General features: G+C 57.2%; 14 protein-coding genes. 10 read left to right on the top strand and 4 right to left on the bottom strand.

What is annotated here, in order from left to right; all coding sequences use genetic code 11:
* Positions 1 to 143: 143 nt before the first annotated feature.
* The gene (locus ACO6EE_RS08845) at positions 144 to 1,931 is read right to left on the bottom strand and encodes a 2-isopropylmalate synthase (RefSeq protein ID WP_485960681.1); all 1,788 of its coding nucleotides are present in this window, start codon (positions 1,929 to 1,931) and stop codon (positions 144 to 146) included.
* Between the two features lie 474 nt (positions 1,932 to 2,405).
* On the opposite strand from ACO6EE_RS08845, the gene ACO6EE_RS08840 reads away from it, so the two are divergent.
* The 7 genes from ACO6EE_RS08840 (at position 2,406) to ACO6EE_RS08810 (ending at position 8,767) form a co-directional block, all read left to right on the top strand.
* Positions 2,406 to 2,567: a hypothetical protein gene (locus tag ACO6EE_RS08840; protein ID WP_485960680.1), complete on the top strand. Its 162-nt coding sequence runs from the start codon at positions 2,406 to 2,408 to the stop codon at positions 2,565 to 2,567.
* Between the two features lie 70 nt (positions 2,568 to 2,637).
* Positions 2,638 to 3,216 (top strand): DUF2059 domain-containing protein, encoded by a 579-nt coding sequence (locus ACO6EE_RS08835; protein ID WP_485960679.1) that lies wholly within the window; start codon positions 2,638 to 2,640, stop codon positions 3,214 to 3,216.
* Between the two features lie 213 nt (positions 3,217 to 3,429).
* Positions 3,430 to 4,404, top strand: a complete 975-nt coding sequence (locus tag ACO6EE_RS08830) for a class 1 fructose-bisphosphatase (protein ID WP_485960678.1) — start codon at positions 3,430 to 3,432, stop codon at positions 4,402 to 4,404.
* A gap of 133 nt (positions 4,405 to 4,537) precedes the next feature.
* Positions 4,538 to 5,344 (top strand): carbon-nitrogen hydrolase family protein, encoded by an 807-nt coding sequence (locus tag ACO6EE_RS08825; RefSeq protein ID WP_485960677.1) that lies wholly within the window; start codon positions 4,538 to 4,540, stop codon positions 5,342 to 5,344.
* Between the two features lie 110 nt (positions 5,345 to 5,454).
* Entirely contained in the window at positions 5,455 to 6,144 is a 690-nt protein-coding gene (locus tag ACO6EE_RS08820) for an SIR2 family NAD-dependent protein deacylase (protein ID WP_485960676.1), read from the top strand.
* A 136-nt stretch (positions 6,145 to 6,280) separates the two neighbouring features.
* Entirely contained in the window at positions 6,281 to 8,158 is a 1,878-nt protein-coding gene (locus tag ACO6EE_RS08815) for a monovalent cation:proton antiporter-2 (CPA2) family protein (protein WP_485960675.1), read from the top strand.
* Positions 8,159 to 8,173: 15 nt separating this feature from the next.
* Positions 8,174 to 8,767: a 5-formyltetrahydrofolate cyclo-ligase gene (locus ACO6EE_RS08810; protein WP_485960674.1), complete on the top strand. Its 594-nt coding sequence runs from the start codon at positions 8,174 to 8,176 to the stop codon at positions 8,765 to 8,767.
* 174 nt (positions 8,768 to 8,941) lie between these two features.
* Here ACO6EE_RS08810 and grpE read toward each other — a convergent pair whose 3' ends face one another.
* Positions 8,942 to 9,520: a nucleotide exchange factor GrpE gene (gene grpE, locus ACO6EE_RS08805; protein ID WP_485960673.1), complete on the bottom strand. Its 579-nt coding sequence runs from the start codon at positions 9,518 to 9,520 to the stop codon at positions 8,942 to 8,944.
* A gap of 283 nt (positions 9,521 to 9,803) precedes the next feature.
* Here grpE and dsbD point away from each other — a divergent pair, with 283 nt between their 5' ends.
* Complete coding sequence (dsbD, locus tag ACO6EE_RS08800) at positions 9,804 to 11,588, top strand: protein-disulfide reductase DsbD (RefSeq protein WP_485960672.1); 1,785 nt, start codon at positions 9,804 to 9,806, stop codon at positions 11,586 to 11,588.
* A 205-nt stretch (positions 11,589 to 11,793) separates the two neighbouring features.
* On the opposite strand, the gene gap is transcribed toward dsbD, so the two are convergent.
* Positions 11,794 to 12,822, bottom strand: coding sequence for a type I glyceraldehyde-3-phosphate dehydrogenase (gene gap, locus ACO6EE_RS08795; protein WP_485960671.1), 1,029 nt, complete (start codon positions 12,820 to 12,822; stop codon positions 11,794 to 11,796).
* 226 nt (positions 12,823 to 13,048) lie between these two features.
* Here gap and asd point away from each other — a divergent pair, with 226 nt between their 5' ends.
* Positions 13,049 to 14,167 (top strand): aspartate-semialdehyde dehydrogenase, encoded by a 1,119-nt coding sequence (asd, locus tag ACO6EE_RS08790; RefSeq protein WP_485960670.1) that lies wholly within the window; start codon positions 13,049 to 13,051, stop codon positions 14,165 to 14,167.
* A 230-nt stretch (positions 14,168 to 14,397) separates the two neighbouring features.
* Complete coding sequence (gene pepN, locus ACO6EE_RS08785; protein ID WP_485960669.1) at positions 14,398 to 17,067, top strand: aminopeptidase N; 2,670 nt, start codon at positions 14,398 to 14,400, stop codon at positions 17,065 to 17,067.
* Positions 17,068 to 17,138: 71 nt separating this feature from the next.
* On the opposite strand, the gene ACO6EE_RS08780 is transcribed toward pepN, so the two are convergent.
* Positions 17,139 to 17,723, bottom strand: a complete 585-nt coding sequence (locus ACO6EE_RS08780; RefSeq protein ID WP_485960668.1) for a biliverdin-producing heme oxygenase — start codon at positions 17,721 to 17,723, stop codon at positions 17,139 to 17,141.
* Positions 17,724 to 17,784 lie beyond the last annotated feature (61 nt).

The raw sequence follows: 17,784 nt of genomic DNA, 5'->3' as shown, positions 1-17,784 counted from the left end.
TGTACTGTCTGCGGCTCGCCGCCTTGTCCTGATTTAAATTTAATCCACTATATTTTCAGGTAGCCTTTCACGCAAAATCAAACCGCCCTGTGGCATGATGCCTCAGAGCGGTATTTCAAAAGCAAGCGGAAAACAGAATCCTGCTAAATCCCGCCCTGTGCCTTCACTTTTTCACCGCCTTCCAGCTTGTTCAACGCGGAAAGGTAGGCTTTGGCGGTGGCAGCCAAAATATCGGTATCCGCACCCTGGCCGTTGGCCACACGGCCGTTTCTGGCTAGGCGCACGCCGGTTTCGCCTTGGCTTTCCGCACCAAAGGTTACAGCATTCACCGAATAAATCTGCAATTCGGCGCCGCTTTGCACCACGCTTTCAATGGCTTTGAAAATTGCATCCACCGGGCCGGAGCCGGTGGCTTCAGCATGCCGCTCTTCGCCGTCGGCGCTGAACACGATTTCCGCGCGCGGCAATTCGCCAGTTTCGGTAAAGATTCGCTGCGAGATGAATTTATAACGATCAGGCGTGAGATTAGACATTTCGTCCGACACCAGCACATGCAGGTCTTCGTCAAAAATTTCGCGTTTTTTATCAGCCAGCTCTTTGAAGCGGGCAAAAGCAGCATTGAGCGCTTCCTCGCTACCCAATTCAATGCCCAGCTCGGCCAATTTGGTTTTGAAGGCATTGCGGCCGGAAAGTTTACCCAAACTCAATCGGTTGGCCGACCAGCCCACCGATTCGGCCGACATAATTTCATAGGTTTCCCGATGTTTGAGCACGCCGTCTTGGTGGATGCCAGATTCGTGGGCAAAAGCGTTGGCACCCACAATGGCCTTATTGGGCTGCACCGGATAGCCGGTGATGCTGGATACCAATTTAGACGCAGGCACGATTTGGGTGGTATCAATGCCGGTTTCCAAGCCGAACAAGTCGTGCCGCACTTTCAGCGCCATCACGATTTCTTCCAAGCTGGCATTGCCCGCGCGTTCGCCCAGGCCGTTGATGGTACATTCCACTTGCCGAACGCCTGCCTGAATTGCGGCCAGCGAGTTGGCCACAGCCATACCCAAATCGTTGTGGCAGTGGGTGGACCAAACCACTTTGCCGCCGTTGGGTACGCTGCGGATGATGCTGCTGATGCGCTCGTACCATGCGGATGGGACAGAATAGCCCACGGTATCGGGGATATTGATGGTGGTGGCACCCGCATCAATAACTGCCGTGAAGATTTTTGCCAAAAAATCCAAATCGGAGCGCACTGCATCTTCTGCAGAGAATTCCACGTCGTCCGTGTATTCTTTGGCAATTTTCACCGCTTTCACCGCTGCATCGATCACCTGCTGCGGCTTCATTTTCAGCTTGTATTCCATATGGATGGGACTGGTGGCGATGAAGGTGTGGATGCGCTTTTTCGGTGCGGGTGCAATCGCCTCGCCGGCCTTGCGTATATCGTTCTCTACCGCCCGCGCCAAGGAGCAAACGGTTGATTCAGTAATGGTTTGCGCGATTTCATGCACTGCCTCCCAGTCGCCCGGGCTGGCTGCAGCAAAACCGGCCTCGATGACATCCACCCCCAGCCTCTCCAGCTGCCGTGCCACGCGCACTTTTTCTTCCTTTGTCATGGCGGCACCCGGGGATTGCTCACCATCGCGCAAAGTGGTATCGAATACCACTATGCGGCTGTTGCCTGGCTGTGCCGGGGCGCGCTGCAAAGTAGGCTGCTGCTCCAGAAAAGCATTCAAATCCAACGGCCTGCCTTGCGCTTCAGCCAAGGCAGTCAGCCTTTGCAGCTGTGCCAACGGCAGCGAACCGCGTGTGCGCCATTTGTAAATGGCTGCGGTGGAAGCGGCCCCTTCAGGATCATGCCGGCGTAAGGCCTCGGCCAATGCGTTTACGCCACCGAAATAAGCAATCAGGAGATCAATATCAAGCTTCATAATGGACTTTCAGTCTAATTTAAACCGGAAATTTGCTAATTACTGGTATAATAGACATTCATAGACACAAAAGCAAGTAGAAATTATATGAGAAACGCAAGAGTAAGCATAATTTTATACTTATTGTCCACAATAACGCACTTGTTGCACATATGCCTTAACCTTTCCCCGCACTTTAGCCACTTACTGGACATAAATGTAAAGAAATCGCTATAATTTAAAACAGATACAAAGGTTTTTGAAACAGAGGAGCTTGCTGAAACATAACAAGCAAACAGCTTGCTGCCGCTCAAAGTGGCAAGCTTTAAAAACCGGCCACGCGCCGCGATAACAAACAGATAACAAACACCGATTCTGATACCTACAGCCGAACAACTTCATCCCGCATAACCAAGGCTTCACTGCCTTGCCAAGCAAACTAGCAAAATAATTAGGGATGCAAAGTGTTTCGTGCCATTACTTGCGGGGGCAGCGATGTTCGATTTATCTCTTTCTCTTTCTTTCTTATTACTGGCTCTGTTGCTATGGCTGCTGGTGCGCCTGAAACAGCACCACCGCCAGCGCAAGCCGCTCACCACTCACGGGCATGACGATTGCAGTTTTTTCACCCGTGAGTACCACCGTGGCAAACAATAGCCCGTTCTGCGGCTGCCGTGTTTTGCCTGTTCCTTTTTCAGGTAGTCCCTGTTTCTAATAAGGAAACGCCATGTTTTACACTTTCCGCACCTTCATGCTGCGCAGCCTTGTCTTGGCCGCACTCTTGGTCGCCCTGCCCGCCGCCGCGCAAACACCGTCTGACGAATCTCTTAACCGGCTGATTGAGTTGCAGGATACTCCCTCCCAAATCCGAACTATCCTGCCCGCATCCTCCGATATAGTCAAGCAGTACATTACCCGCCGCCTCAATAGCGATAACGAACTGACACCAACACAACGCACTGCATTGACAGAGGTTTTGCAACGCTATACCCATCGTGTCAACCGTGAAGTTTTCCAATCTGAAGAGGTTGTGAGCGAATTACGCCGTATTCAGCGCGATGCCATGCGCAAAACTTATACTCAAGAAGAAGTAGATGCCATGATTGCTTTCTACGGTACGCCACTCGGACAAAGCGTATTGCGTAAGCAGGGCGAATTTGCAAAAACCTATATGCCATCGCTGATTAATATGCTAGATATACATAACCAGCAAGCTGCCCAACGCCTATGGCCGGATTTCCAACGCGAAATAGAAGGCATCATGCTCCAAAGCCACCCTAGCAGCGGCAGCAACAAACGCCATTAAACAAACAGAACAGCAAACGGCACGGCAAATTTCTCCCTGCAAACCCTACCCCATCCAGCCACTGTGCGGGTAGAATACGGTCATACCAACAGGCTACCTGAAAGCAATATCTCTACGCAGTTCAAATTCAACGTAACGGCGTGTGAACCATACCAAACTTTTCAGGTAGCCTTTAACACAGATAACCCGCAAAACATCCTAATCGAGCTCCCCATGCCCACTCTGTCCCAATTCCTCCAGCAACACCTCGCCGAACACCAACTGCCTGCCGAATTAGGCAGCGTGGTTTCCACCATTGTCCAAGCCTGCCAAACCATCAGCGGCCAAGTGCGCCAGGGTGCGCTCGCCGGCGTGCTGGGCGAAGCCGGCAGCAGCAATGTGCAAGACGAAGCCCAGAAAAAACTGGACGTGATCGCCAACCAAATCCTGATTGACTCCCTCTCTGCCAACCCCGCCGTGGCCGGTTTGGCCAGCGAAGAAGAAGAACAGTTCGTGTCTATCAACGAGCAAGGCCGCTATCTCGTGCTGTTCGACCCTTTAGACGGCTCATCCAATATCGACATCAATATTTCAGTCGGCACCATCTTCTCCATCTTGGAAAAACCTGCAGGCCCGCTTTCCACCCAATCCTTCCTGCAAAGCGGCCGCGCCCAAGTAGCCAGCGGCTACACGCTCTACGGGCCGCAAACCCAGCTTGTACTCTGCCTGAGCCACGGTGTGGCCGTGTTTACGCTGGATGCCGGCGGCCAATTTGTCCAAACCCAGCTCAACCCGAAAATTCCGCAGGCCACGCGCGAATTTGCCATCAATATGTCCAACCAGCGCCATTGGCAGCCACCCATGCAGCAATACATTGCCGAGCTGCTCGCCGGAGAAACCGGCCCTCGCGGCAAAAACTACAATATGCGCTGGGTGGCCAGCATGGTGGCCGAAATCCACCGCATCCTCATGCGTGGCGGCATCTTTATGTATCCCAAAGACGCGCGCGACCCGGCCAAGCCCGGCAAACTGCGCCTGATGTATGAAGCCAATCCCTTGAGCCTGATTATCGAACAAGCCGGCGGCACCAGCACCAATGCCCGCGAGAGCATGCTCGATATTCAGCCCGAAGGCCTGCACCAACGCGTGGCCGTAATCATGGGCAGCCGCGAAGAAGTGGATTACGCCACCCGATTGCACCAGCAATAAATCTAAGGCTACCTGAAATAATTTTGGCTTCGTCGAAACAGCCACCCGCAACAAGATATTGTTTTAACCCTGCTGAAGCAGATGCTTTCAGGTAGCCTCCACCCTTGTTTTACCACCTAACATCGAACACACCATGCAAACTATCCGCGCCGCCGCCATCCAACTCGTTTCCCACACCGACCCCGCCGTCAACCGCCGCAGTGTCGTACAGCAAGTAGCTGCTGCCGCCCAAGCCGGCGCCGACTGGGTGCTGCTGCCCGAATACTGGTCGCTAATGGGCCGGCACGACACCGACAAACTCACCCAAGCCGAACAATTCGGCCGCGGCCCGCTGCAAATCTTCATGGCCGAGCTGGCCGCCCGCCACCGCATTGTCTTATTCGGCGGCAGCATCCCCCTGCTCGCCAACGAAAGCGGCAAAATCATCAACAGCCTGCTCGTATACGGCCGCGACGGCCAATGCCTCAGCCGCTACGACAAAGCCCACCTCTTCAGCTACACCGGCATTGGCGAAAGCTACCGTGAAGCCGATACCATCGAAGCCGGCAACAGCATCCCCCCGTCTGTGGAAATCGACGGCTGGCGCTACGGCCAAGGCGTGTGCTACGACCTGCGCTTCCCCGAAATATTCCGCGCCCAGCAGCCGTTCGACGTACTCCTCCTGCCCGCCGCCTTCACCTACACCACCGGCAAAGCCCACTGGCAAACCCTGCTGCAAGCCCGTGCCATCGAAAACCAATGCTACGTTATTGCCGCCGCCCAAGGCGGCCTGCACGACAGCGGCCGACGCACCTACGGCCACAGCATGATTATCGATCCCTGGGGCGAAATCCTTGCCGAACGGCCCGAAGGCGAAGGCTGGATCATGGCCGAACTCAAGCCACAACGCCTGCACACCGTGCGCAACCAACTGCCCGCCCTGCAGCACCGCCGGTTTTAAACGCAAAGGCTACCTGAAAATCTATATCCCATTTTTCAGGTAGCCTCTTTCAAGCAGCCTAGGCTACCTGAAAACGAGCGCTCTAAATAAAACCCAAAAGAAAGCAAACCATGCAAAAAATCGTCGTCCTCACCGGTGCCGGCATCAGTGCCGACAGCGGCCTGCGCACCTTCCGCGATACCGACGGCCTGTGGGAAGGCTACAAAGTGGAAGAAGTGTGCACGCCCGAAGCCTTCGCACGCAATCCCCGGCTCGTGATCGATTTTTACAACGAACGCCGCCGCCAAGCGCAGGCTGCCGAACCCAACGCTGCCCACCTCGCGCTGGCCGAACTGGAAAAATATTATCAGGTTCAAATTGTTACCCAAAACGTGGACGACCTGCATGAACGTGCCGGCAGCAGTACCGTGCTGCACCTGCACGGCGAACTGAATAAAGCCCGCAGCAGCGCCGACGAAAACTACATCATCGAATGGACGGGCGACCAATCCGTCAGCGACACCGACCCGCAAGGCTACCCCATGCGCCCACACATCGTTTGGTTCGGCGAGGCCGTGCCGCTGATTGAAACCGCTGCCCGCTGGGTGTCGCAGGCCGATAAAGTGCTGGTGGTTGGCACCTCGATGCAGGTGTATCCCGCCGCCGGCCTGGTGGAATACGCGCCCTACGAGGCCGAACGCTATCTGGTCGATCCGCGGCCGCCGGTGGGCTTGGCAAACATCAGCGTCATCGAAGCCAAGGCCAAAGACGGTGTGCCGCAACTGGTAGAAAAACTGATTGCCGAAGCCGCACGGTACTGATTGCCGCTAGTCCGCCAGAAACATACGGCAGTTTCGCCGAAACCAGCCTGCTGTTTTCAGGTAGCCCTCCTGCGGCAAAAGGCTACCTGAAAACTGTAACCCTTTATTTCAAACACCACTTACCTAAAACACGCCCATGACCACCATCCTGCTTTATTCCTTCACCTACCTGGCTTTCGCCGTTGCCGCCGTGCTCATCTCCAAAAAACTGGGCTTGGGTTCAGTATTGGGCTATTTGATGGCCGGCATCGCCATCGGCCCGGTTTTAGGCTTCGCCGGCAAAGAAACCGAATCCATCCAGCACGTTGCCGAATTCGGCGTGGTGATGATGCTGTTTCTGGTCGGTTTGGAGCTGGCGCCGCAAAAGCTGTGGCAGCTGCGGCATAAACTCTTGGGGCTGGGCGGATTGCAGGTGCTGCTTTCTGTGGCAGCGATTGCCGGCATCACCATAGCCATCGGCAAAAGCTGGCAGATGGGCGTGGCCGTGGGCTGCATCCTGGCGCTCTCCTCCACCGCCATCGTGCTGCAAACCTACAGCGAAAAAAATCTGATGCAGTCGCCCGGCGGGCAGGCAGGCTTTGCCATCCTGCTGTTTCAAGACGTGGCCGCCATCCCGATGCTGGCACTCTTACCGCTCTTGGCCGTCGGCCACCACCCGCGCAGCCAGCACACCACCAACCTTTTGGCCGACCAGCCCGGCTGGGTGCTCGCCGCCGTGAGCATTGTCGCCATTTTGGCCATTGCCGTGGGCGTACGTTATCTGGTACCGCGCATGTTCCGCTTCATCAGCAAAGTCCGCCTCAACGAAATGTTCACCATGTTCACCCTGGCCTTGGTGGTGGGCATCGCCACGCTGATGTCGCTCGTCGGCCTCTCCCCCGCGTTGGGCGCATTCGTGGCCGGTGTGGCGCTGGCCAACAGCTCCTACCGGCACGAAATGGAAAGCCATCTCGAGCCCTTCAAAGGCCTGCTCTTGGGGCTGTTTTTCATCACCGTGGGTGCGGGCATGAATTTCACTCTGCTGGCTAAAGAGTTCTGGGTGGTGGCTGCCATCACCTTAGCCACATTGGCAGTAAAAGGCATTATTCTCTTCATCCTCGGCCTGCTATTCCGCCTGCCGCGCATGGGCAGCAAACTGCTCGCGCTCAGCCTGGCGCAGGCCGGTGAATTCGGCTTTGTGCTGCTTACCATCGCCCGCCAGAGCCATGTGCTGCCGCGCGCCATGGCCGACCGCATCTCGTTGGTGGTTGCCCTCTCCATGCTGCTCACCCCGCTCCTGTTCATCTTCTACGACAAAGTGATCGCCCCACGCGGCATCGTGGAAGAAAACCAAGAGCGCCCACACGACGTGATTGAAGAGGAAAACCCCGTCATCCTGCTCGGCCACGGCCGATTCGGCCAGCAAATCAACAGCATGCTCACCGCCTGCGGCTTCCACACCACCGTGATCGACTACCAAGCCGACACGGTAGAAGGCCTTACCAAATACGGCAGCAAAACCTACTACGGCGACGCCACCCGCCCCGAGCTGCTCAATTCCATTGGCCTGGCACACGCCAAGCTGCTCATTATCTGCATCAGCAACCTCGAGCACGCCACCTCAATCGTGGAATTCGTCCACCGCCACTACCCCAACCTGCCGGTGATTACCCGCGCCTACGACCGCATCCATGCCTACCACCTACACCACGCCGGCGCCAACTACATCATCCGCGAAACCGTAGATGCCGCCATCCGCAGCGGCCGCCTCGCGCTGGAAAAACTCGGCATCAACTCCGAAAAAGCCCAAGAGCTCAGTGAATTCTACGCCGCCCGCGACCGCTACCAGATGGACAAAATGGCCGAAAAATACAACCCCGACCTGCCCATATTCGCCAACGAGCCCCTGCTCCAAGCCGCCCGCGAAATCGATACCGAAACCGCCCAAATGATGCAGGCCATACTGCGTGGCGAAAGCGTAGAATGGCAGGAAGACCCCGAAAGCTGGACCCGCCTGAAAAAAGGCCTCACCTAAACCACTGAGCCTGCCATGCCAAGTAAAATCGACCTCCGCCGCCACTTCCGCCGCCAACGGCAAGGCCTTATGCCTGCCGCACGTCAGCGTGCCGAGAAGCGCATCAACAACCTGCTCAAAGGCTACCTGAAACGCGGCAAACGGCTGGCCATCTATTGGCCCATTGGTAGCGAGCTACGGCTCGACAGCCTCGCCGCCGCCGCCCGATCGCGCGGCACCGAGCTCTACCTGCCCTACATCGAACTACGCCGCCAGCGCCTGTGGTTTACCCCTTTCCCGCAACAAGGCCGCCCCGAACGCCGCCGCCAAGGCAAACTGAACATCCCCCAATTTGCCGGCCGTAAAATCCGCATCCACAACCTGCATAGCATCATCATCCCCCTAGTCGGTATCGACCGGCGCGGCTACCGTCTCGGCCAAGGCGGCGGCTTCTACGACGTTACCCTCGCCGCCACCCGCCACCGCCTCTGCCCGCACAAAATCGGCGCGGGTTTCGCCTGCCAGGAAACCGATATCCTGCCCGCCGAAGAGCACGATATGCAGATGGATGTGTGGGTGTGCGAAAACGGCATCCGGCGTTTCGGCAAAACGGCCAATGCTCAGCGCTAGCTAAAAATGGATACAACAAAGGCTACCTGAAACTTTAGCTGCGCAGAAACTTCGCTGCGCTGCGTTTTCAGGTAGCCTTTTTATTGAAGCAAACGCTTTACTGTACGCCAAAATTTTCAGGTAGCCTGCTTTCGATATAGCAGGCTACCTGAAATTGTGTTTATAGCTCGAAAGCTATTTCGTCTCCGGCACCTTGGCAACGGACACCGTGGCGGGGCGCAGTACGCGGTCGTGCAGGGTATAGCCCTTCTGCATCACATTCACGATGGTGTTCGGCTCTTGCTCGCTTTCCACAGTTTGGAAAGCCTGGTGGCGGTGCGGGTCGAGCTTATCGCCGGGCTGGGGCAGAATTTCTTTAATTTGAGCTTGCTCGAAGGCACGCTTGAGCTCGGTGAGGGTCATGTCTACGCCCATTTTCAACGCATCGAAATTACCGCTTTGGTCGAGCAGCGCCATTTCCAAATAGTCTTTTACTTTCAACAATTCTTCGGCAAATTTCTTGGCGGCAAATTTGTGGGCAGCCTGGATTTCTTCCTGATGGCGGCGGCCTAGGTTTTGCAGCTCAGCCTGATGGTACTTGTTGATATCGGCCAGCTCGGCTTCCAGTTCGGCCACGCGTTGAGCCAGCTGCTCCGGCGTAGGTTCGGCGGCGGCTTCGGCGTTGGCCTGCGGCTCGGCCGCTTCGGCCTGGGCTTCTTGCTGCGGGAGTTCGGTTTCGGAGTTTTGGTTTTGCTGTTGCTGATGATGAGACATAAAAATTCCTTTGAAAGAGGGCTTTTGCCCTGCCAAATGGGGCGGGGCAGCCGATTTTCAAGCTAAAAGACGGCGGCGGGCATAATTATTTTACTGCGTCTGTCAGAAACAGTGCGTACCGCTCGTCTATCCAATAAGCCGGCTGTGGCGGCAAAGTTAATTTCATCAATCGCTTTGTTAAATTAAGCCCATGGCGGGCAAGTTACTATTTCCTTATAATCCGCGCACATTTTTGTGCCCTTGTTTCAACTTCGTTGAAGCTAACGCTTTCAGGTAGCCTTATATGTTTAAAAAACTGATTCAATCTTTCATCCTGCCCGTGCTATTGGGCTCCGGCATGGCGGCACATGCGATCGATGCCGGCCAGCTGCTGCCGGCGGAGCAGGCGTTCCGCCCCACGGTGGCGACGGGCGAGCAGGATGTGGCCGTACAATTCCAAATTGCCGACGGCTATTATCTCTATCAAGAAAAAATCCATGTGGAAACCGAGCCATCCGGCCTGCTGGGCGCGGCTGAGTTTTCGCCAGGCAAGGAAAAGGAAGACGAATTTTTTGGCAAGCAAACCGTGCACTACCACCAAGCCGTGGTGAAACTGCCCTTCCAATCCACTGCACCCGCCACTTACCGCATCACGCTCTCCTACCAAGGCTGCGCGGATGTGGGCGTGTGCTATCCGCCGGTCACTAAAACGCTGGAAATTAAAGGCACGGGCGTGTATGGCGATACAGCTACCCCGCCCGCCGGCGGCAGCAACCGCTTTACCGCGCCGCAAGATGGCGCACCCGCAGCCAGCCCCGTGCCGCAGCCGCGCAAAAGCCCGTTCAGCCTGTCGCGCGACACATTGGGGGCAAACCTGCTGGCTTTTTTTAGTTTCGGCATTGGCTTGAGTTTTACCGCCTGCATGTATCCCCTGCTGCCCATTGTGTCGGGCATCATCGTGGGAGACCGTGCCAATGCCGGCAAATGCCGCGGGCTGATTTTGTCTTCGGTGTATGTGCAGGGACTGGCGCTCACCTATGCCGCCGTGGGCGTGCTGGCCGGGCTCACCGGCTCGCTGCTCACCGTGTGGCTGCAACAGCCGTGGGTGGTGCTTTCCGCCGCCGCGCTGATTGTGGTGCTGGCGCTGGGCATGTTCGACGTGTTCACCATCCAGCTGCCCTCCTTTATCCAAAGCTATTTCCAGCAGCAGAGCAGCAAGCTGTCCGGCGGCAAAATGGCTTCCGTGTTTGTGATGGGCATGCTCTCGGCGCTGATTGTCGGCCCCTGCGTGGCGCCGCCCCTGGCCGTGGCCTTGGGCTACATCGGCCAAACCGGCGATGCCGCGCTGGGCGGCCTGGCTTTATACAGCATGGCGCTGGGCACCGGCGTGCCGCTGATTTTGGTGGGCACATTCGGCGGACACGTCCTGCCCAAGGCCGGCGCGTGGATGAACGGCATCAAACATGCCTTCGGCATCATCCTACTGGCCGTGGCCGTGTATCTGGCCGCCCCCTTCCTGCCCTATGGCCTGACCGTGGCGCTTTATTCACTGCTGTTGGTTATCCCCGGCGGCCTGCTGTTGGGCAAACACCTGCGCAACCGCCAAATCAAGCCGCTGGCTATGGGGCTGGGCAGCCTCCTGCTCACCGTGGGCGTATTTTTCGCCGTGCAGAGCGTGCGCATGCAGCCCACCTTCCTGCACCAGGCGCTCACCGTGTTCCCGCCGCAGCAAACCGCGCACCGGGTATTCACTGCGCCGCAGCAGCTCAACAGCGCTATGCAACAGGCTTTGGCCAGCGGCAAGCCGGTGGTGCTGGATTTTTATGCCGACTGGTGCGCCAGCTGCAAGGAGATGGAATACAAAACCTTCAGCCGCCCCGAAGTGCAGGCTGCCGTACCGCCTGATCGCGTATTCAAAATCGACCTCACCGACAACACGCCTGAGCAGCGCGCGCTGTTGCAGGAATACGGCCTGCCCGGCCCACCAGGCATCTTCGTTATCCATCCCGACGGCCGCCGCAGCAGCCCGCTCATCGGCTTTACCGAGCCGGCGGCATTTATCGAATGGTATCGGCAGCAGGTTTCCTGAGGCCGGTTGGGATAAGAGCAAAGGCTACCTGAAAAGTTTCAGGTAGCCTTTTTCTATGCGGCCATATTTTCAGGTAGCCTGAAATCTTGTGGCTACCTTCAACATTAAAGAAGCAAACCAAATGCCGGCATGGCAACACCAGCCACACTCCACACAAAAGGCTACCTGAAACTTTTCAGGTAGCCTTTTCCATCACGCAGCAGCCTTATTCAAACGGGCGCACCGGCATCCCGAACATCGCGCGGGCAGTGTTCAGCATCTGGCAGGAGAAGCCCCATTCGTTGTCATACCAAGACAATACTTTCACCATATTGCCGTTGGAAACCTTGGTCAGCGTGCTGTCGAACACGGAAGCCTGGGTGGTGTGGTTGAAATCGGAAGACACCAGCGGCATGCTGTTGTAGCCCAGCACGCCTTTCAGGTAGCCTTCGCTGGCGGCTTTTAGCAGTGTGTTGATTTCTTCCGCGCTGGTATCGCGGCCGGCTTCAAAAGTTAAATCCACCAGAGAAACGTTGATGGTGGGCACTCGCACGGCGAAGCCGTCCAGTTTGCCTTTGAGCTCTGGCAACACCAAGCCCACCGCTTTGGCGGCACCGGTTTTGGTGGGAATCATGTTTTCCACCGCGCTACGGGCGCGGCGCAGGTCTTTGTGGTCCACATCGGTCAGCACTTGGTCATTCGTAAAGGCGTGGATGGTGGTCATCAGGCCTTTGGCAATGCCCACGCCCTCAGCCAGCACTTTGGCTACAGGTGCCAGACAGTTGGTGGTGCAGGAAGCGTTGGACACAACAGTCATCTCAGGGGTGAGCACTTGGTGGTTCACACCGTATACGACGGTGGCGTCCACATCGTCGCCGCCGGGTGCGGAAATCAGCACTTTTTTCGCACCGGCCTGAAGGTGTGCCGAGCTTTTTTCTTTGCTGGTGAAAGCGCCGGTACACTCCATCACCAAATCTACGCCCAGCTCTTTCCACGGCAGCTGGGACGGATCGCGCTGAGACAGGAAGCGGATTTTGTCGCCGTTCACAATCAGATGGGTTTCATCGTGCGACACCTCGGCGGCAAAGCGGCCGTGCACGGTGTCGAATTTGGTAAGATGGGCGTTGATTGGCAAATCGCCTCCAGTGTTGATGGCAACGACTTCAAATTGGTCGCGCAGGCCGTATTCGTAAATCGCGCGCAACACCTGGCGGCCGATGCGGCCATAGCCATTGATGGCAATCTTCAAGCTCATGTTTACACCTTTCGTGAATTCCAAAAAAACCCGCGCCAAACAGCCCGGGCAGACACAAAATAACAAAGCGCATTATAGCGGGTTTATCCGCAAAACTACAGCCGCCAAATCCTAAGAGGCTACCTGAAAACATAATTCTGCCGTTTCCCTCTTTACTTTTCTCTGCCGCAAGGTTAAAAAGGCAGTCTCATTTCATTCATACTTCTTTACCAATCAAGGAGCAGTTATGCAAAAAGTAGGATTTATCGGCTGGCGCGGTATGGTCGGCTCGGTTTTGATGCAGCGTATGCACGAAGAAAACGATTTCGCCCACATCCCCGAAGCCTATTTCTTCACCACCTCCAACGTAGGCGGCAACGCTCCCGATTTCGGCCAGGCCGCCAAAACCCTGCTTGATGCCAACAATCCCTCCGAATTGGCCAAAATGGACATCATCGTTACCTGCCAGGGCGGCGACTACACCAAATCCGTGTATTCCCAACTGCGCGAATCCGGCTGGAACGGCTACTGGATCGATGCCGCCTCCGCCTTGCGTATGAACGACGATGCCGTGATCGTGCTCGACCCGGTAAACCGTAACGTAATCGACGACGCCCTGCAAAACGGCGTGAAAAACTACATCGGTGGCAACTGCACCGTTTCCCTCATGCTCATGGCCCTGGGCGGCCTGTTCCAAAATGGCCTGGTGGAATGGGCTTCAAGCATGACCTACCAAGCCGCCTCCGGCGCGGGCGCCAAAAACATGCGCGAACTCATCAGCGGCATGGGCGCCATCCACAGCCAAGTGGCCGCCGAGCTGGCCGACCCCGCCAGCGCCATCCTCGATATCGACCGCAAAGTATCCGACTTCCTGCGCTCTCCCGACTACCCCAAAGCCAACTTCGGCGTGCCGCTGGCCGGCAGCCTGATTCCGTGGATCGACGTAGACCTGGGCAACGGCCAATCCAAAGAAGAATGGAAAGGCGACGTTGAAACCAACAAAATCCTCGGCGGCAGCCGCCCCACCATCGTGGAAGGCTTGTGCGTACGCATCGGCGCCATGCGCTGCCACAGCCAAGCCATCACCCTGAAGCTGAAACAGGATCTGCCCGTATCCGAAATCGAAAGCCTGCTGGCCGGCGCCAACGATTGGGTAAAAGTTGTGCCCAACACCAAAGAAGCCAGCATGCACGAGCTCACCCCCGCCGCCGTTACCGGCACGCTCACCGTGCCCGTAGGCCGCATCCGCAAGCTCGCCATGGGCGGCGAATACATCAGCGCCTTCACCGTGGGCGACCAACTGCTCTGGGGCGCGGCCGAACCGATCCGCCGCATCCTGCGCATCGTATTGGGCAATTTAGATTGATTTAACTTGCCCTAAAACACCATTAAAGGCTACCTGAAAACAGTCTTGGCTGATTGTCAGGTAGCCTTTATATTGCTTCATCCTCTTTCCGCCGCCCGAAATCTTTGCTTCATCAGGCTACCTGAAAACGATGTTTCGGCGTAGCCGAAGCTGAGTTTCTGCGAAGCTAAAACCCAGTCCCGTTTTGCGCTAAAATACCCGCTTTCCATCCTCCCACAAGGCCGCCCGCCATGCCCCAGCAAACCGCACACTACCTCAAAGACTACCACGCCCCCGAATACCTCGTGCCGCACATCCGCCTGAATTTCGATGTATACGAAGACCACACCGCCGTTACCGCCGAACTTTCCATCCAGCCCCAACCCGATGCCGGCGGCACATTGGTGCTGCAGGGCTCGGCCGAGCTGGTTTCCCTCGAGCTCAACGGCCAAAGGCTACCTGAAACCGCCTACATATTAGAAAACAACACCCTATCCATCCCAAATGTTCCCGCCCAGCCCTTCAAGCTAAACGTAGTCACCCGTCTTTATCCACACAATAACAAATCCCTGATGGGGCTCTACGCGAGCGGCGGCAACCTCTACACCCAATGCGAACCGGAAGGCTTCCGCAAAATCACCTACCACCCCGACCGCCCAGACGTGATGGGCATCTACACCACCCGCATCAGCACCGACCGCGCCCGCTTCCCTGTGCTGCTTTCCAACGGCAACCGCACCGGCCACGGCACGCTGCCCGACAATCGCCACTGGGCCGAATGGCACGACCCCTTCACCAAACCCAGCTACCTGTTCGCCCTCGTGGCCGGCGATTTGGTGTGCACCCGCGACAGCTTCACCACCCGAAGTGGCCGCCAAGTGGCGCTCGAATTCTTCACCCGCGCCGAAGATGCCGGCAAAGTGCGCTTCGGCATCGAATCGCTCAAACACGCCATGCGCTGGGACGAAACCCGTTTCGGCCTGGAATACGATTTGGATATTTTCATGGTGGTGGCCGTGGGCGACTTCAACATGGGCGCGATGGAAAACAAAGGCCTGAACATTTTCAACACCGCCTGCGTGCTGGCCGACAGCCGCACCGCCACCGACGCCGATTTCGAGCGCGTGGAAGGCGTGATTGCCCACGAATACTTCCACAACTGGACCGGCAACCGCGTTACCTGCCGCGACTGGTTTCAGCTCTCGCTCAAAGAAGGCCTCACCGTATTCCGCGACCAAGAATTCTCCGCCGACCGCGCCAGCCGCGAAGTCCGCCGGATTGAAAACGTATCCTTCCTGCGTGCCCACCAATTCCCCGAAGACGCCAGCCCCACCGCCCATCCCGTGCGCCCCGCCAGCTATGTGGAAATGAACAATTTCTACACCCTCACCGTGTATGAAAAAGGCGCGGAAGTGGTGCGCATGTATCACACCTTCCTCGGCGAAGAGGGCTTCCAGAAAGGCATGAAGCTTTATTTCCAGCGCCACGACGGCCAAGCCGTTACCTGCGACGACTTCCGCGCCGCCATGGCCGATGCCAACGGCTTCGATTTCGAGCAATTCGCCCTGTGGTACAGCCAGGCCGGCACGCCGGTGCTGGAGGTTTCAGGTAGCCTGCAAGCCGACAACCGCTTCGTGCTGAACATCCGCCAAAGCATACCGCCCACTCCCGATATGGCCGCCAAACAGCCGATGATGATTCCGCTCAAACTCGCCCTGTTCAGCGCCGACGAAGACACCTTCGGCCAGCCCATCCACTTCAGGCTACCTGAAAGCGTACAGGAGCAAACCGAAGCCGTGCTCACCCTGCGCCAGGCCGAAGAAAGCGTTGCCCTGCAATTTGAAGGCGGCTATCAACAAGTCGTCCCCTCCCTGCTGCGCGGCTTCTCCGCCCCGGTAAACCTGAACTACGCCTACAGTGAGCACGAACTCTCCGTGCTGCTCGCCTGCGACAGCGACCCCTTCGCCCGCTGGGAAGCCGCGCAAACCCTCTACCGCCGCGCCATCGCTGCCAACGAAGCCGCCCTGCTTTCAGGTGGCCCCCTGCCCGAGCACGGTGCGCTGCTGCAAGCCATCGACTACGTTTTGCGTGCCGACATCAGCGCCGCCTTCCAAGCCGCCCTGCTCGCCATTCCCAACGAAGCCGAACTCTGGGCCGGCCACCAAAACATCGATCCGCTCATCGTCCACCGTGCCCGCGAAGCCCTGCTCGATTTGATTGCTACGCACTTTGCCGAACAATTCGCCACACTCAACGCCGAAGCCCGCCGCATGGAGGAAGAGCAATCCGGCCTGGCCGAGCCCTACGAATACCACCCGCAGCAAGCCGGCTGGCGCGCCCTGCGCAATGCCTGCCGCGCCTTCATCCTGCGCGCCCGCCCCGGGCACATCGACCAAGTGGCCGCCAACTACAGCCAGATGGCACACAACATGACCCACGAATGGGGCATCCTCAGCGCCATCAACCACAACGAGCGCCCCGAGCGCAACCGCCTGCTCGAACAGTTCGCCGCCAAATTCCACAGCGACGACCTCGTGATGTGCAAATACTTCAGCCTGATTGCCGCCAGCCACCGCGCCGATACCCCCGCGCAAGTGGCCGCCGCGCTCGAACACCCCGCCTTTAGCCTGGAAAACCCCAACAAAGCCCGCGCCCTGCTCGGCAGCTTCAGCCGCAACGTGCCGCACTTCCACGCCGCAGACGGCAGCGGCTACGCCTTCCTCGCCGGCCAAATCGGACGCATCGACCGCTTCAACCCCCAAATCGCCGCCCGTCTCGCCCAAGCCTTCAACATCTGCGCCCAGCTCGAACCACAGCGCCGCAGCCTGATGCGCGCCGAGCTGCAAAAACTCGCCGAAAACCCCGCCCTCTCCAAAGACAGCGGCGAAATCATCAGCAAGATTTTGCAGGCTTCCGCATAGGGGGAACACAACAAAAGGCTACCTGAAACTTTCAGGTAGCCTTTTGTTATGCCGAAAACGGCTATCAAGCCTTACGCGGCTTCGGGCAATTCGAAGATTTCGCGCAGCAGTTTTTTGTAGAAGGCAAAAGCGGTGAGCGCGCCTTGCAGGGCTTGTTCGCGTTCGCTATCTGAAATGCCCAGATTGTTCAGCTGCTCGGCAAAGCGGCGCCAGTGTTTGCCCCGGCCGTCGGCATGCGGGCCGAGGTGGCGGGCACCGTGTTCGGCGTTGTAGCCGAGGTTGTTTTGCGCATCTTTAAACAAGAAGGCGGCGCCCACGTTGGAGCCTTCGGCGCAATAGAGCCAGCCCAATGCTTCTGCACCTTCCGGCTTGGGAATAGGCAGGGAAACGGCTTTTTCGGCAGCGTTCAGGTCTTGCAGGTCGAGGATGACATCATCGTAGCGGGCAAGCTCGGCCAGGCCGGTGATTTTTTCGTTGAGCTGCGGGTTTTTGTAGATATCATCCACAATTTTGTGGAACACGGCTTGCAGTTGTAGGAAGCGGATGTAGTTTTCGGTGTTGTCGAAAGGTTTAACCGACATCACCAGCTCATCCACGCTGTCGTGGGTGGTGCGGCAGTTTTCTTTCAGGTATTGGTTGAACGGGATATCTTGCATGGTTTGTTTTCCTTGTTTAAAGGTGTGTTGCTAACATCAATTTCAGGTAGCCTCCAAAGAA

The sequence above is a fragment of the Eikenella sp. genome (assembly GCF_057315495.1).
Note: the sequence above shows the minus strand (reverse complement) of the source record. Positions and strands in the feature narration are given on the sequence as shown.

Bases quoted from the DNA above. Each gene is read 5' to 3' on its own strand.
- ACO6EE_RS08845 (WP_485960681.1), bottom strand. From the start codon at position 1,931: ATGAAGCTTGATATTGATCTCCTGATTGCTTATTTCGGTGGCGTAAAC.
- ACO6EE_RS08830 (WP_485960678.1), top strand. From the start codon at position 3,430: ATGCCCACTCTGTCCCAATTCCTCCAGCAACACCTCGCCGAACACCAA.
- ACO6EE_RS08820 (WP_485960676.1), top strand. From the start codon at position 5,455: ATGCAAAAAATCGTCGTCCTCACCGGTGCCGGCATCAGTGCCGACAGC.
- ACO6EE_RS08825 (WP_485960677.1), top strand. From the start codon at position 4,538: ATGCAAACTATCCGCGCCGCCGCCATCCAACTCGTTTCCCACACCGAC.
- ACO6EE_RS08840 (WP_485960680.1), top strand. From the start codon at position 2,406: ATGTTCGATTTATCTCTTTCTCTTTCTTTCTTATTACTGGCTCTGTTG.
- ACO6EE_RS08835 (WP_485960679.1), top strand. From the start codon at position 2,638: ATGTTTTACACTTTCCGCACCTTCATGCTGCGCAGCCTTGTCTTGGCC.
- ACO6EE_RS08810 (WP_485960674.1), top strand. From the start codon at position 8,174: ATGCCAAGTAAAATCGACCTCCGCCGCCACTTCCGCCGCCAACGGCAA.
- gap (WP_485960671.1), bottom strand. From the start codon at position 12,822: ATGAGCTTGAAGATTGCCATCAATGGCTATGGCCGCATCGGCCGCCAG.
- ACO6EE_RS08815 (WP_485960675.1), top strand. From the start codon at position 6,281: ATGACCACCATCCTGCTTTATTCCTTCACCTACCTGGCTTTCGCCGTT.
- grpE (WP_485960673.1), bottom strand. From the start codon at position 9,520: ATGTCTCATCATCAGCAACAGCAAAACCAAAACTCCGAAACCGAACTC.
- dsbD (WP_485960672.1), top strand. From the start codon at position 9,804: ATGTTTAAAAAACTGATTCAATCTTTCATCCTGCCCGTGCTATTGGGC.
- ACO6EE_RS08780 (WP_485960668.1), bottom strand. From the start codon at position 17,723: ATGCAAGATATCCCGTTCAACCAATACCTGAAAGAAAACTGCCGCACC.
- pepN (WP_485960669.1), top strand. From the start codon at position 14,398: ATGCCCCAGCAAACCGCACACTACCTCAAAGACTACCACGCCCCCGAA.
- asd (WP_485960670.1), top strand. From the start codon at position 13,049: ATGCAAAAAGTAGGATTTATCGGCTGGCGCGGTATGGTCGGCTCGGTT.